The organism is Streptomyces rubrogriseus, from assembly GCF_027947575.1.
GTDB classification, from domain to species: domain Bacteria; phylum Actinomycetota; class Actinomycetes; order Streptomycetales; family Streptomycetaceae; genus Streptomyces; species Streptomyces rubrogriseus.
Window position 1 is genome coordinate 4,327,300 of the sequence record NZ_CP116256.1, and the last position, 14,588, is coordinate 4,341,887.

The window sequence follows — 14,588 nt, forward strand, 5'->3', positions numbered from 1 at the left end:
GAAGCGCCCACTGCGCTGTAGCTGTGAAGGGATGCGTCTGCACCCTCGAAGGGCGTTCCGCCAACGATGTCCGGGGTGTCGTCCACGGGAGAAATCACTGCGGAAAACGCATGTAGCTGGGGCCCGCACCCCGAGGGATGCGGGCCCCAGCTACAAGTGTGTGACAGTCAGCGTCAGGCGGGAACGATGTTCTCGGCCGTCGGGCCCTTCTGGCCCTGCGCGATGTCGAAGCTCACCTTCTGGCCCTCGAGCAGCTCGCGGAAGCCCTGGGCGGCGATGTTCGAGTAGTGGGCGAACACGTCAGCGCCGCCACCGTCCTGCTCGATGAAGCCGAAGCCCTTTTCCGCGTTGAACCACTTCACGGTACCAGCAGCCATGTCATTTCTCCTTTGGGGCAATGCATACGGGATCCGCATCCTGCGAACCTCGTGTCGCCGCGATGATCGCCCCGCCCGGAAAAGACCGGAGATACAAGAGTGCTTCCAGGGGCACAGGACCCGACCGGAGCACTTGAAGTTTCGGGAACCACAACTGCAACTGGCAACGACACTAGCACGCCTCGGCAGCGACTGTGCGATGAAGAACGACACCCTGCTTATTGCGGCAGAGAATCTATCCGCATGCTCCGATGAAAACTCTAACCGCGCGCACAGATATTGACCCACCGTGCGACGCCAAATCTTCGCGTGCCGCTTTTGCGTGATCCGGTCCCCCGCCTCGCTCTCCGCTACCGCACGGGTCGCACCGCCACGGGGCCAGACAGGCCCGGCTCCACCTACGACGCGCTCGCCGCCCCCGCCCCCGCCTCCCGACACCACCGCCCTGCGCCGCCTGCTGCGCCTGTCCGTACGGCTGTGGTGGCACCCCTACTGGGAGAGCGCCCCCTCGATACCGGCGGCGGGTTCCGAGTTGCGCCAGCTGGTTCGTGCCCGGGGAGCCGTCCGGGCCGCTTGACCCGGCGCCTCGGTCGACCAGGAGCACAGGGTTGCGACAAGGGTTGCGCCTGGCTGTTGCGCGACCCGTTGGACCGTCTCCTCGTTCGCGCTGGTCACCACACGATTTCACCGTGGTCGACCGCTGACATCCCCGTTGCGGCCGCTCGGCCATGTCCTCTGGCTGAAGTGAGGGAGCAAGGAACGGGCGGCACGGCCGCGGCCGGGGATCGGTGTTCGTTCAGCCGGTTGCGCGTCGGCCCGGGACTGCCGCGCCGTGCCGCCTCACCGGGACAGTGGCGTGAGGCGGGGAAGGTTCGCGGGGGAGAGGTCGGGGCGGGCGCGGTGCCAGCGTGCGGGGTGGCGTCACCGGACGGAAGCGTTCCGGGCGACGTCGACTCCGCCTTCCACCACCAGTTCGGATTCCATCAGTGCGACTGAACCGGCGGCAAGTCTGATGCGGAGGACGGTGCATGCGAGCCGTGGTGAGCCCCGGGGGCGTCTGTGGGGCGGGTCAGCGGGAGGCGCAGACGGCTTGAGTGTGGAGGTGTTCCAGGGCGTGTAGGACGACGGTGTGGCAGTGCCATGACAGCCAGCGGCCGACGTCGGTTCCCGTCTGCTGCGGCGCGGCGAGCTGAGCCCAGGTGAAGTCGGCCAGGCGGCGTCAGCACGTGGCCCTTGCCGTTGGTCAGCGGGATGCTGTGGGCGGCTCTGCTGCCTGTCTGCAGGATGGCGTGGCGGGACGCCTCGTCGACGACGGCTGCGGTTCCTACCTCCCGCACGGTCACCTGCTGGCGGGTCGAGGCCGCCCGCGCGCACGAGGTGGTGGGGGCGTCGACGAAGGCGAAGTAGTCGGTGAAGTACTTGTTCAGGCCGGTGTGCCGGGCCAGGTGGAGCCGACCGCTTTCCGCGAGCTGAACGTTGCCCATGGAAGTCTGTGTGATCGTCAGCACCCGGTGGAGGGCTGCCTTGAGCACGGCTCCCTGGTTCTTGCGTGAGCTCACCTCCAGGCGGAGCCCTGGCAGCCGGGGCGGGCTGGAACGGGCCGGCCGGGAAACCACGACGCAGGGCAACGGTGTCTGGTTGCTGCAGCCGATGCAACAGCCGCAGCCGAAGTGGCTGCTTGGTGCGGCAGTGGTCGCGGGCGGTGAATGCAAGGTCGTCGGCCTCGGCTCGGCCTGTGGGCTGCACGGCCTCTCGGCGCCGGTACGCTCGGCCGAACGGAAATCAGGATCATCAGCCGGACTCACAGGGCCGGTTGCCGCGTTCACCTTCTTCTCATCGGCGGTTCACCGGCCTCGTTGAGACTGACTGGTGGCCGGGTGGGGGTCGCCATTCGTCAGGGGGAGCCGGCCAGTGTTGCCGCGGCCGCCCGATCCCTGCATGGGCACGGGAAGTGAGACGTGGGTGCTGTTGGAACGACGGCCAGACCAGGACCGGCGCGCTGGCTGCGGGCGTCAAGTGGCGGCAGGCGGGCCTTGACCCTGACCACTGTGGTTGCGGTGGTCTGGGCGCTGCTGTCCGCGCTGGTCCTGCCCGCCGGTGTTGCGGCGGCGGCTCCGTTGACCAGATCGCAGACGACGGTTTTCACCGAGGGCGAGCGAGAGGCCGGGGCCTCCGCCTCCTACGTGTGCTTCCGGGCCCCCGCGGTGGTCAAGGCCGCCGACGGTACTCTGCTCGCCTTCGCCGAGGGCCGGATTGGCAGCTGCTCTGACACAGCCTCCATCGACATCGTCGTGAAGCGCTACGTCAACGGCGCATGGAGTGCCCTGCAGGTGGTGGCCCGCCACAGCGCCGGGCACATCTACCACAATGTGACGCCGGTGGTCGACGCCGCCTCGGGTCGGGTCGTCGTGCTGTACACCGAGAACTACGACCACATCCACCGCATCACCAGCGAGGACGACGGCCTGCACTGGACGGCCGCGGACGACATCTCCGCCGACGTCTGGTCAACTGCCTGGGGAGCCCTGTACGCCGGTCAGATGGCGACAGGTCCCGCGAGCGCCATCCAGCTCACCCACGGCCAGCACGCCGGCCGCCTGGTCGCCGGCATGACGGTACGCGTGGCACCGGGGGCCGCGCCGGCCAACCTGGGCGGAGCGCTTATCTACAGCGACGACGGCGGCCTCACCTGGAGGCTCGGCGCCTCCTCACTCGGCGCCGAACCCGCCATCGGAGCACAGGAGCTGAGCCTGTTCGAACGCGGTGACGGCAGCCTCTTCGTGACGGCGCGCAATGAGGAAGGCGACTCCGGGACCAGGGACAGGGCGGTCTACGCGGTCTCCGGTGATCAGGGGCTCAGCTTCAAGTCCGACTTCGCACTCCTCCCGGACATGGACTTGCCCGGCACCGGCATACAGGCGTCGACCCTCGCCCTGCGCGAGATGAACCGCGACGGCTATGACCGGGCCCTGTTCGCCGCCCCGGTCGGCCCGAACCGCGAGGATCTCACCATCCGCTCCTCCTTCGACGGGGGTCTCACCTGGCAGGATGCCGCCGACGGCGCCCTGGTGAAGGACGGGTACTCCGCCTACAGCTCCATGACCGCCCTGGGCGGCGGAACCTTCGGCATCCTCTACGAGGCCGGAACCACCAAGCAGTATCAGGACATCAGGTTCGCCACGTTCACCGAAGCCGACCTGGACCTCCCCGTCGGCGTCGGCTCCCTCACCCTGAACCAGAACACCGGCGCGCTGGCCACCACCAGCCCAGACCAGCTGCACCTGTTCGCACCCACACCCGCCGGTGACCTCGGCCACTGGTTCGAGGAGGCCGACGGCACGGTCAAGCGCGGCACCTGGGGCACGGGCATCGCGGGGAAGACGCTCGCCTTCAACGACGGCGCCCAACAACACGTCCTCGTGCGCGGGACCGACGGCAGCCTCATCCACCGGTTCTGGAGCACGACCGGCCTCTCCTCACAAACCTGGCTCGCCGCGGGCACAGTGGCCGGAGCACCCACCGGCTACGTCGCCTCCGGCCAACAGCACGCGTGGGTCCGCACGACCGACGGACGGCTCCTGCACACCTGGTGGGACGCCGGCACCGCCTCCCTGAAGCAGCAGACCTGGGCCGCCGCGGGCACCCTCGCCGGTGACCCCGTCGCCGTGCGCTACGGCGAGCAGCAGCACGTCTGGGCCACCGGCACCGACGGCCGGCTCCACCACTGGTGGTGGACGAAGGGCCCGGGCATCCGCCACGAACTCTGGCCGGGATCGGCCAGGGGCGCTGCCACGGCCCTCGTCCAAAAGGGCCAGCTGCACGTCTACGCCGCCGACCCGGAGAACCGGCTCACCCACTGGTGGTGGGACAGCACGGACCAGGTGGTCAAGAGTCAGGTCCTGAGCACCCCGACCGCGCTCGCCGGACCGCCCGTCTCATTCGTGCACGGGGGACAGCAGCATGTCTTCGCCCGCACCACGGGCAACACGCTCGCCCACTGGTGGTGGGACCCGGCCACAGGCAACAACTACGCCGTGTGGCCCGGCCCGATCTCCTCGGACCCGGTGGCGCAAGTGGTCGGTGACACCCAGCACGTCTACGGTGCCGCGTCCGACGGAACACTCTCGCACTGGTGGTGGAACTCCGCCGAGGGCACCAAACGGGAATCCTGGGGCGGCAGTATCGCCACCACACCAGCCTGGTGACCGCCTGACCAGAGGAGGCAACCTCACCGCCACCTACCCTGCGGGCGGCGCAAGAGCGCTGCCCGCAGGGCACGCCCCTTTCAGCACTGCGGCCCGCGCCGTCCTCCGTACGCAACTCAGCCTGAGATGGCAAGTGCCGAACCGTCTGCCCTTGTCAACGCACCGGGGCGGTCAGGGCCCGCAGATCCGCCCGTGCAGGGGCCAGAAAACCCCTTTACGCGACTTGGGTTAACAACGCGCAAACCCGAAATCTGAAACAGAAGAACGTCGCGACATTGCTCTGGAATCACGACGACCATGCACTTGGTCGTTCCCGCGGCGGCCTGAGTGCGAAGGTCCATCTCGCCAGTGACAGCCATGCGCGCCCCTTGGGCCTCCGCGTCACCGCGGGACAGGCGGCTGACGCCCCGGCCTTTGAGGCCGTCATGCCCGGTATCCGTGTTCCGCGAAGCAGGCCGGGAAGACCGAGAACCCGGCGGGACACCGTTCTGGCAGATCGCGCGTATTCGTCACGCGCGATCTGGAAGCATCTCCGCCAACGCGGGATCCGCGCTGTCATTCCGCAGCCGTCCGACCAGGCCGGTCACCGTCGGCGCCGAGGTCGTTCGGGTGGCCAACCGCCCGCCTTCGGCATCGAGGCGTACAAGCAGCGCAACGCCGTTGAGCGCTGCATCGGCCGGTTCAAGCAGTGGCGAGGGCTGGCCATGCGAACGTACAAACTCGCCATCGCCTACCAGGCGGCGCTCCACGTCGCCGCCCTCCTCATCCGGGCCCGGACGTAGAGGCGTCGGGCCACCTGTTTTGGAGGGGAACCTTCTCAGTCAGCGTGACAGCATGCGGCAATGGTCTTGCGACACCCCGACGGCAACTACACGATCTCCGCGACGTACTCCGTACCCGATGACGCCTGGTACCTGGAGCTGGACCTCGTGGCCAAGCAAGAGACTCTCGTCACCGCGATCGTCCCTGACGAGGATCCGGCACGGGAACCCACCGTCTGCTTCACCCCACACGCAGGGCACGCTGACGTCCCGTACGAGGTCATACGTTGGTTCATGCACCATGTCGATGAAGAAATCCGTACCTCCCGTTCCTGGATGCGGCTGAGACCGGAGCTTGTCGAGATCATCTACCAACTCCGCAAGGAACACATGGGAGTCATCGACGATGACGACTTTCCCCAGATTCTGACGGACGTACGGACCACAGTCTCCGAGAAAGACCTCCCTGACGTTCTAAAGGCCGCCTTCGGGCGGAATCCTGACGGCACCACGATGGACCACCCACAAACGCCCCAGCCTTTAGACGGTCAAGGAGACAGGGCCTAGCCCTGTCTGGAGACGAAGTGATGTCTACACCGGCAACCACTACGAGTCGCACGGACAAGAACCTTGACGCCGCCCTGGCGACCGTGCAGACAGAGATCGGCCGCACCGACGGCAAGGCAAGTGGTGCTGTCAAGGGCTGGAGGTCTTGGTGCGTCAGCCACGTTGGTATCTGGCTGCCATCGTGTGGAATACCTTCTTCGCTTCCCAGCGCTTCTCATCGAGCATCCTGACGACGCCGTAGGAGCCAAGGTCTCGCTCCCCGTGCCTGCTGTAACCGGCGAAGGTGAACCAGAGCGCGGTGTCCACGCCTTCGTCCTCGAAGATGTCCAGCAATTCGGTGAGGTAGCGCGCCTGCTCGTCTTCGTCCGGGACCGCGCCGTGCGGCACCTGCCAGGCCATGCCGCCACGTTCTCCCGCGCCCTGGTACGCACAGGTTCCGTACTCGGTCACCGCGACGGGCTTGCCGTGGGCGAGGTGCCCACGCAGCTCGGCACGGAAGCTGTCGGCGTTGTAGGCGGCCCGGTAGGCATCGATGCCGACGAGGTCGAACGCACCCCAGTCGACGAACTCCCAGGGAGCCGAGGCGTAGGTGATCTGCCCGCCGAAGTGCCTACGGACGGTCGCGGCGATCTGGGAGAGGAAGTCGTTGAGGCGTTCTTGCACCGGCCCGAGGGAGGACCACCACTCCATGTCTGCGGCAGCCATGGCCCGCATACGGTCGCCGTAGGTGTCGCCAGGGAGGAAACCGCCGCAGAACGCGCTGATCTCGCAGCCGGCGACGAACACCACATCGGCGCCAGCCTCCCGTACGGCTTCGGCCCGAGCGGCGCAGTCGGCGAAGAACGGGAGCAACTGGTCGCGGGGGAGGTCCACGGGAAAGGGGGAGAACCAGGCCTCAAGGCCGACGTCTGCAGCGTGTCTTGCGGCGATGCTCAATCGTTCAGGCTCTCGTCCCGAGATACGAACGGCATCACAGTGGAGATCTCTGGAGATCACCGCCATGTCGTGCCGGACCGTCTCAGGGGTGAAGCTCTTGCGGGAGAGTTCTTCTCCTGGGAGGAACCCTGTGTCGTAGTTGATGCCCCGTGCGCGCACGTCCGTGTCCCTTCACTGCCGATGCCGGGTTCGAGCAAGTCAAAGCCGGACTCGGGGTTCTTGGCCAGAGGGCGGCTGCCAAAGGCTCCTTGGCCAACTGTTCTTCGAGTTCGTCCAGCTCCGCACGCCGCGCGGTGATCCGTGCCAGTAGTTCGGGATCCATACACCAGATCGTAGAAGGCGCCTCTGCCCCAGAGAGCAGGAACCGGCAAGTCGCCCCCGACGGACGATCTCTCCTCAGACAGCCGCCCACGATCAGCGTGAGCGCCCCGAGAACGGGCCACACCAGCCGTTTGGTCTGCGGCTTCAAGTTGGCGGAGGCTCAGTGCAGTCCACCACTTTCGACCCCGAGAGCGATGGATACCCGGTGGTCGCCAGCCGCGACTGAGGGGTGTTGCAGAAGGCCGTGATCAGGCAGGTCGAAGTGGGTGTCCGGGGCTGTGTGGTCATGCGGCGCGGGCGAGGTTGTGCATGCGGGCGGCGGTTTGGACGGTGTAGCGAAGGTCGTCGCTGCGACTGCCGACAGTCCCGGAGGATCTTGTAGTTCTTCATCCAGGAGAAAGTGTGCTCGACACGGGCGCGGACCTTGCGATGCTGCGCGTTGTCCTTCTCCTCACCCTTCAACAACGGGCGACCGGGGCGTTCGCGGTGCGGACGATCAGACCGGTGTTGCTGTGAGCGCCGTAACCGAGAACCGTCGCACCTTCGCAGTGCGCGGCCAGACCGGAGTCCCGGCAGGCTTTCGGGTCTGCAGTGTTGCCGCGCACCGGACGTGCCGCGGTCACCACCCGGCGGGTCTCCGCGTTTACGACGACCTGCACTATCGCCGAGAAACGGTAGTTCCGCGACGACGCGCCGACTGTGCGGTCGCGGACCGGGAGTAGGGTGCCGTCGACGATCCACAGACGCTCAGCGGCGTCGTGGGCGGTGTAGGTCGGCTCGTGCGCGAGCAGCGAACCGAGCCGCTGGATCACCCGGCACACGGTCGCCGACGAGACGCCGAACAGCGGGGCGGGCTGCCGCGTCATGAGGTCTGTGTGGCAGTACACGGCCACCAGCAGCACCCGCCCGGCCAGCGCCGCCATGGCCGATCCCACCCGCAACCTCGCCACCACGTTCCCGGACAGCCTTCAGTAACCGGCTGAACTGGTCCACCTGCAGTCCGGTGGACGTCTCCACCCACACCCGCTCGGCCCTCAACACTCCACGCATGCAACGGGGATGCCCATGGTGCGGCCTTGTGCTTCACCCTTTAGCTCCTCTTCGAACCGGTCGGACGATGACGGCGGTCATCCGGACGCCAGGGTGAGCGCCGCCATCGTGGGACCTGCGGGGCTACGGTTGCGCGCATGACCATTCTGATCGTTGGCGGGTCGGGCTTCCTGGGGGCCGAGCTGGTCCGGCAGGCGCGAGTGGCGGGGCACACGACAGAGGCCACGTACGCGACCAGGCCGGGCGCGGCGTCCCCGAGCGCATGGCACCGCCTCGATCTGCGCGACGCGGGAAATGTGGATGCCGTTATGACGGAGGTGAACCCGCGCGTCGTCATCAACGCTTCCAGCGGCAGGGCCGACTGGGCGGTCACGGCAGAAGGCCCGCTCCAGCTCGCGATGGTCGCGGCGAAACGCGGAATCCGCCTGGTCCACATGTCCACCGACGCAGTGTTTTCCGGCCACGGCCGTGTCCACTACGACGAGTCCTGTCACCCGGACCCCATCACCCCGTACGGCGCAGCCAAGGCCGCAGCGGAGACCGGGGTCCTCGCGGTCCACCCGCAGGCGGCCGTCGTCCGCACATCACTGATCATCGGCCATGGTCGTTCTGAACACGAGCGTCTGGTCCACCGACTTGCCGCCGGCACGTCCGACGGACTCCTGTTCACCGATGACATCCGGTGCCCAGTCCACGTCTCGGACCTGGCCGGTGCCCTGCTGGAACTGGCGCTGAGCGGAGCTGCGGGAATCCATCACGCTGCGGGAGCGGACGCCTTGAGCCGCCACGAACTCGGCGTCCTGATCGCGCGGCGCGATGGTCTGGACCCCTCCTGTCTTGCCTCGGGACTGCGAGCCGAGAGCGGGGTTCCTGGAGCCATCGACGTGCGCCTCGACAGTCAGGCGATCCGGCGGACCTTGCGCACCCCCCTGCGAGGAGCCCGGGAATTCCTTCGTCCTCATGAGGGCGGGGCGTAGATGGGTCGAGAGGTGTAACGGCGCGGGACACCCCCGCTCAGCGGTGCCACTTCGCGACGAGCTGAGCGCCGGTAGGCCCGGTCGCGACCGCTCACAGCGGCACAGTACGTTGACCAGCGGGGAGACCGAGGAGTGGGGACACGGACGTACCGAACGTCATCGGCGATTGGCAGGAGAATCAGGCCGACGAGCTTGCCGGCCTGCGAGTACGCGTGCATCACCTCAAGGAGGCCACGGCACCGCGCGGCCGCGCCGACGATGCCAAAGGCCTGACCTACGTCAGCTTTCAGGTCACCTTCGAGAACCGCGGCAGCGAGTACTACAGCATCGACCCCGATGAGTGCCCGGAGTACTTCGAAGTCCGGGCAGGGCGTGACGGGCACCAGGCCTTCGTCGACGTCTACGGCTCCAGCCGCACCAAGAAGAACAACCTCTCCCCACAGCACCGCGTGACAGCGGTGGTCTACGCTGCGGCAACTCCAGCGATGCTCAAGCAGCTCGACATTCAGATCGCCCTCGAGATCGATGAGGACGCCGTCTTCGGATACCACTGGGTCGGGGGCCTTGGAGTGCACGAGGGCTCCACGCGCCCGGCCTCTCGCGCCCTGACTGCGAAACCGAGTGTTGTCAACGAAGTCGAGCAGTTCCTCAGGGGCGCTGCCTCCGATGAGCCCTGACGGCGGCCACCGGCCACCGGGCTCGAGTCATAGCCGTACAAGGAGCGCCCGGGGGCGCAGCCGGAATCCTGCGAGGAGGCTGCCGCAGGCACGCCCCTGTTTGACCCCGCTGCGAGGAACGGCCAGGTCACCACCATGCTGGCGGAGCAGGCGCGGCGTTGTTCAGTCGAGCATGCGCAGTGCAGTGTCTGGTCGGCAGTGTGGACATGATCTGATGCCGTCCGCGAGTGTGGCGGGCTTGCGCCTGCTTGACGCCCTTGCTGCGATTGCCTGCGTCCCGGCAGTCGCCGGTGTGGCTGTAGGCGGGTGGGCTGTGCGCGTTTGGCCGTGTTCCAGGAGCCAGTCGGGCGGGGCTGGCCTGTCCTTGATGCCGCGTCGGCGTTCTGCTTCGCGGCGTTCCTCGTGGGCGATCCAGCGGCGGGTGCGGTCCAGGTCACGCAGCAATCCAGGGTGGGTGAACGGAGGCGACGGCATGGAGCTCGCCGACCTGCTCACCCGGTACGGTATCGATCCTGGTGGCCTGGTGGCCTGGTGGCCTGGTGGCGGCTGCGGCGCCGCTCGCGCGGTGGGAGACGCTGGCCCGTGTGCAGGCGACGCCGCCCCGGGCGTGTGTGGTGTGTGGTGATCAGGCGGCTACCGTCCGAGCCGTGTCCTTCCCCCTACCAGCGAGCCGGACACCTCGGCACGCACGTGCCCCGGCGACCGGATCGGCCCGTGCTCCACGTGCCGCCGGCCGACGCGTACATACGGCTCCGGAGCCCGCTCCCCGTTGTGTGAGTACTGCGACTCCAAGGCAGTTCTGCGCTGGGGGGGAGGCTGTGCGCCGCCTGACGCGCGCTGGCGTAAACAGGCTTGAGCCCAGACACAAGACAGCCGAACCGGCCGATCCGGCGGATATATGCGGCCATCCTTGTACGGCGCAGACGTCTCGGCTGAGCATGCTGGCTACAACCTTGACCAGGGGCGTTCACTGAGCTGGTGGGGGTGCGTGCTGACCATCAATGCCGCCGTGCTGCTCGCGGTCATCATCATGGTCTGGCTACGCCGACGGACCCGCGCTTGCAGCCGCAACGACAAGAGGCTGACCGTGCTGATCGTTCTGGTTTTCGGCATCCTCGTGGCGCCGACCGCGTTCGGACAGGACGTGCTCGACGTCGTGGGGCAGTAGGCCTCCGGCATCAACGACGCCGGCCGCTGACCGCCCCACATGCGCTGCTCGCGCTTCCGGGCCGGCAGGAGCACCATGGAGGCGTGAGCTGCGCGCCCATCGTCGTGCACCGGCCCTCGGTCTCCGGGGGCCGTCGGGTCAGCGTGCACCGCCACGGCCGGGACGAGATACTCGGCACCGCCTACAGCGATCACGACCTGGTGGTGTTCCTCGAAGGCGCCGGCATCGACGATGCCGAGGCCGTGCTGGACAACCGGCGGTGGGTGGAGTGGCGCGGCGGCCCGGCTCACGAATTCCGCGCCGCCTGACCCACAGGCGCACACAAAGCGAGCGGGCGTGGAAAGCATCAGGCATGACCTGGACGCTGCCGGAGCCGATGCTCACCACACCGGTGGCCGGCCCCGACCTGCCAGCCGGAGCTGCCGCTGAGCCGAAGTGGGACGGTTCTCCAGACACCTTGAGATGTCTCATCCGGGTGCACCTCTGCAGAGGTGGGAATGAGGGCCCTGCACAGAAATAGCGAGGCGTAGCCACCCTCTGACGAGCGACACTGGGAACGTGCTGATCGTGGAAGCTGTCCTGGAGACCTACGACGCCACCGACTTCGCGCTGTGGCCCGTTGCCGACTCGCCCGCAGACCACCTCCTGGCCCTGTCCGGCCGACTGTCCCTGCGAGAGATCGGCACCTCCATGGCAGTCCTGACCAGTTATAACAAGAGCGATGACGAGGCCCCGGCCCGCGACCTCGAAACCAGCACGGGGCAGGTCAGCCAGCTGCTGACCACGGCCAAGGCGGCCTTGACGTGCTCACCCCGGCCGGCACACTCCATGCCGAGCACGTGATCCTGGCCGTCCCCCCGGGCCCTCGCCCTCAGCGCATCGACTTCCACAACGCGTTCCCCGCCGACCTCGTACGCCTGGCCCAGTCCACCCCGGTCTGGATGGGCGCGGCCGTCAAGGTCGTCGCCCACTACCCGGGCGCCTTCTGGCGCCAGGACGGTCTGGCCGGAGCGGCATTCAGCAGGACCGGCCCGCTTCAGGAGTTGCACGACATGTCCGGGCCCGACGGCGAGCCCGCCGCGCTCTTCGGCTTCGCCCACGCCCGCACCGTCCGTCCCGGCTTCGAGCAGGCGGTCACCGCACAACTCGCCCGGCTTTTCGGTCCGGCCGCCGGCGCCCCCGTGACCCTGCACGTACAGGACTGGAGCGGCGAACGGTGGACCGCCCCCTCCACCGTGCAGCACCTCACCGACTACTCACTCTTCGGCCACCCCCTCTACCGGCGGCCGGCCCTCAACGGCAGCCTGCACTGGGCGTCGACCGAGACGGCCACCGACCACGCCGGCCACATCGAAGGTGCCCTCGCCTCCGGAGAACGCGCGGCACGCGCCGTCCTCGCGGCGCCCGCAGACGTGAACGACACCGCCCAGGACGTCACCGCACCCCAGCAGGTAGGCCACCGGTCTGACACCGTACGGAATCCGTACGACTTGCCATGCCTCCAGCTCACCGGACCTGGCCGGCTTCCTCACACTTCAGGAGAGAGATGACCAACGTCGCACCCGCCGCCACGCCAGGACTCATATCCGGCCCAGTCCACGCCCAGCAGCGGATCCTGCGCGTCCTGGTCGCCTCCCAGATCCTCAGCGGCGCGGGTCTCGCCGCCGGTGTCACCGTCGGCGCCCTCCTCGCCCAGGACATGCTCGGCACCACCAGCCTCGCCGGACTGCCCAGCGCCCTGCTCACCGCCGGCTCCGCCCTCACCGCCGTCGCGGTCGGCCGCATCTCCCAGGCCCGCGGCCGCCGTCCCGGCCTCACCACCGGCTACCTCACCGGCGCCATCGGATCCGCCGGCGTCATCACCGCCGCCGTCCTCGACAACCCCGTCCTGCTGTTCATCGCCCTGTTCGTCTACGGCGCCGGCACCGCCACCAACCTCCAGGCCCGCTATGCCGGAGCCGACCTCGCCCCGCCCGGCCACCGCGCACGTGCCGTCTCCAGCGTCCTGGTCGCCACCACCCTCGGCGGCGTCGCCGGACCCAACCTCGCCGCCCCCGCCGGCACCCTCGCCGAACACCTCGGCATCCCCCACCTCGCCGGACTCTTCGTCATCTCCGGCGCCGCGTACGCGCTGGCCGCGCTCGTCCTCGCCCTCTGGCTGCGCCCCGACCCGCTGCTCCTGGCCCGCGCCGTTGCCCAGGCCAAGGAGGCCGACGCCGCCGCGACCGACCCGGCCAGCGCCGAGACCGCGGGCACGGGCGAGGGCCGCGGAGGTGTGGTCCTGGGCGCGCTGGTCATGATCCTCACTCAGCTCGTCATGGTCGCGATCATGACGATGACCCCGGTCCACATGCACGACCACGGCCACTCCACCGCCGCATCGGGCCTCGTCATCGGCATCCACATCGGTGCCATGTACCTGCCCTCGCCTCTGACCGGATGGCTCGTCGACCGCTACGGCCAAATGAAGATTGCCGCAGCCTCCGGCATCACCCTGCTGGCCGCCGGAATCCTCGCTGCCGCAGCGCCCGGTGACTCGGTCTTCCTGCTCGCTCTCGCGCTCGCTCTGCTGGGCCTCGGCTGGAACTTCGGCCTCGTCTCCGGCACCGCGATCATCACCGACACCGTCCCGCTCGCCACCCGCGCCAAGACGCAGGGCATGGTCGACGTCTCCATCGCCATCGCCGGCGCCACCGGCGGCATGGCCTCGGGCGTCATGGTCGCCGCCGCCAGCTACCCCGCCCTCGCCCTCACCGGCGGAGCGCTCTCCCTCGCGCTCCTGCCCGCCGTCGCCGCCACCGCCTACCGCCGATGAGCCCCATGAACACCGAATTCCCCACGTCCGGCGTCACCGTCGACGGCACCGGACTGCTCTGCGTCACCCCCCTGCTCCGCCTGCGCAAGGAGATCGACACCGCCGCACCGGGCACCATCGTCCATGTCATCGCCACCGACCCGGCCGCCCCGCTCGACCTGCGCGCCTGGTGCCACATGACCGGCCACCACTACCTCGGCCCCGTTCCTGAACCGGGCCGAGACGTCTACGCCCTTCGTCTCACGCCCCAGCCGATGGCGACCCGACCCCGTGCACCCTGGCGCCGGCTCGGCGTCAGTGGGGGGGTGTTGGGCGGCAGGAGGGGTTCGGTGGTCAGCGGCCGGCTCAGGTCGGGCGCAGGCAGAAGGGGTGTCCGGCCGGACTGGTGTAGACGCGGCTGACGGTGTGAATTTCTGCGGTGGCCTCGTCGGCGGGCCGCAGCCGAGTGGCGCCGGCGTCGGTGGCCGTGCGGTCGGCGGTTGTGAGGTCGTCGACGCCGAAGTCGAGGTGCATCTGCTGGGAGGTGCCGTCCGGCCAGTTCGGAGGGGTGTGGCCGGGAGCGGACTGGACGACGATCACCGGGAGGCCGGGGGCCTGGACGAAGTGGTGGGTCGGTGTGGGGGTGAGGGAGCCGCCGAGCAGCCGGTGCCAGAAGGAGCTCTCCTTCTCGATGTCGGCGGCGTCGATGATCACGGAGGTCAGGGTGATGGGCATGGAGGTGTCCTGTTCGTGCT

At 68.5% G+C, this 14,588-nt stretch carries 13 protein-coding genes and 2 pseudogenes; 11 read left to right on the forward strand and 4 right to left on the reverse strand.

The window, feature by feature from the left end:
* Positions 1–173: 173 nt before the first annotated feature.
* Positions 174–377 (reverse strand): cold-shock protein, encoded by a 204-nt coding sequence (locus Sru02f_RS19790; protein ID WP_023586105.1) that lies wholly within the window; start codon positions 375–377, stop codon positions 174–176.
* Positions 378–2,410: 2,033 nt separating this feature from the next.
* On the opposite strand from Sru02f_RS19790, the gene Sru02f_RS19795 reads away from it, so the two are divergent.
* The 3 genes and pseudogenes from Sru02f_RS19795 to Sru02f_RS19805 all read left to right on the forward strand — a co-directional run bounded on the left by Sru02f_RS19795 (position 2,411) and on the right by Sru02f_RS19805 (position 5,910).
* Complete coding sequence (locus Sru02f_RS19795) at positions 2,411–4,582, forward strand: exo-alpha-sialidase (RefSeq protein WP_167469438.1); 2,172 nt, start codon at positions 2,411–2,413, stop codon at positions 4,580–4,582.
* A 293-nt stretch (positions 4,583–4,875) separates the two neighbouring features.
* Positions 4,876–5,364, forward strand: a pseudogene (locus tag Sru02f_RS19800) (IS5 family transposase); the annotation flags it as partial.
* A gap of 60 nt (positions 5,365–5,424) precedes the next feature.
* Positions 5,425–5,910 (forward strand): hypothetical protein, encoded by a 486-nt coding sequence (locus Sru02f_RS19805; protein WP_109031314.1) that lies wholly within the window; start codon positions 5,425–5,427, stop codon positions 5,908–5,910.
* Positions 5,911–6,063: 153 nt separating this feature from the next.
* Here Sru02f_RS19805 and Sru02f_RS19810 read toward each other — a convergent pair whose 3' ends face one another.
* Both Sru02f_RS19810 and Sru02f_RS19815 read right to left on the reverse strand, forming a co-directional pair.
* Positions 6,064–7,005 carry a hypothetical protein gene (locus Sru02f_RS19810; RefSeq protein WP_109031315.1) on the reverse strand — a complete coding sequence of 314 codons (942 nt, stop codon included), beginning with the start codon at positions 7,003–7,005 and terminating at the stop codon, positions 6,064–6,066.
* Positions 7,006–7,451: 446 nt separating this feature from the next.
* Positions 7,452–8,217: pseudogene (locus tag Sru02f_RS19815) on the reverse strand (transposase family protein).
* A gap of 137 nt (positions 8,218–8,354) precedes the next feature.
* On the opposite strand from Sru02f_RS19815, the gene Sru02f_RS19820 reads away from it, so the two are divergent.
* From Sru02f_RS19820 to Sru02f_RS19855, 8 genes are all read left to right on the forward strand, one after another.
* Complete coding sequence (locus Sru02f_RS19820; RefSeq protein WP_109031317.1) at positions 8,355–9,194, forward strand: SDR family oxidoreductase; 840 nt, start codon at positions 8,355–8,357, stop codon at positions 9,192–9,194.
* A gap of 212 nt (positions 9,195–9,406) precedes the next feature.
* Entirely contained in the window at positions 9,407–9,871 is a 465-nt protein-coding gene (locus Sru02f_RS19825; RefSeq protein ID WP_244941801.1) for a hypothetical protein, read from the forward strand.
* A gap of 988 nt (positions 9,872–10,859) precedes the next feature.
* Positions 10,860–11,039, forward strand: coding sequence for a hypothetical protein (locus Sru02f_RS19830; RefSeq protein WP_109031318.1), 180 nt, complete (start codon positions 10,860–10,862; stop codon positions 11,037–11,039).
* Between the two features lie 83 nt (positions 11,040–11,122).
* Positions 11,123–11,347, forward strand: coding sequence for a hypothetical protein (locus Sru02f_RS19835; protein ID WP_109031319.1), 225 nt, complete (start codon positions 11,123–11,125; stop codon positions 11,345–11,347).
* 250 nt (positions 11,348–11,597) lie between these two features.
* Entirely contained in the window at positions 11,598–11,882 is a 285-nt protein-coding gene (locus Sru02f_RS19840) for a hypothetical protein (protein WP_109031320.1), read from the forward strand.
* Positions 11,843–12,589, forward strand: a complete 747-nt coding sequence (locus Sru02f_RS19845; RefSeq protein WP_109031321.1) for a flavin monoamine oxidase family protein — start codon at positions 11,843–11,845, stop codon at positions 12,587–12,589. The genes Sru02f_RS19840 and Sru02f_RS19845 overlap by 40 nt, the downstream gene beginning before the upstream one ends.
* On the forward strand, positions 12,586–13,854 hold the full coding sequence (locus Sru02f_RS19850; RefSeq protein ID WP_109031322.1) for an MFS transporter: 1,269 nt from the start codon (positions 12,586–12,588) through the stop codon (positions 13,852–13,854). The genes Sru02f_RS19845 and Sru02f_RS19850 overlap by 4 nt, the downstream gene beginning before the upstream one ends.
* A gap of 5 nt (positions 13,855–13,859) precedes the next feature.
* Positions 13,860–14,255 (forward strand): sulfurtransferase TusA family protein, encoded by a 396-nt coding sequence (locus Sru02f_RS19855; protein WP_244941802.1) that lies wholly within the window; start codon positions 13,860–13,862, stop codon positions 14,253–14,255.
* Here the strand turns inward: Sru02f_RS19855 and Sru02f_RS19860 are convergent.
* Positions 14,200–14,568 carry a VOC family protein gene (locus Sru02f_RS19860; protein WP_109031324.1) on the reverse strand — a complete coding sequence of 123 codons (369 nt, stop codon included), beginning with the start codon at positions 14,566–14,568 and terminating at the stop codon, positions 14,200–14,202. The two genes, Sru02f_RS19855 and Sru02f_RS19860, sit on opposite strands and share 56 nt — an antisense overlap.
* Positions 14,569–14,588 lie beyond the last annotated feature (20 nt).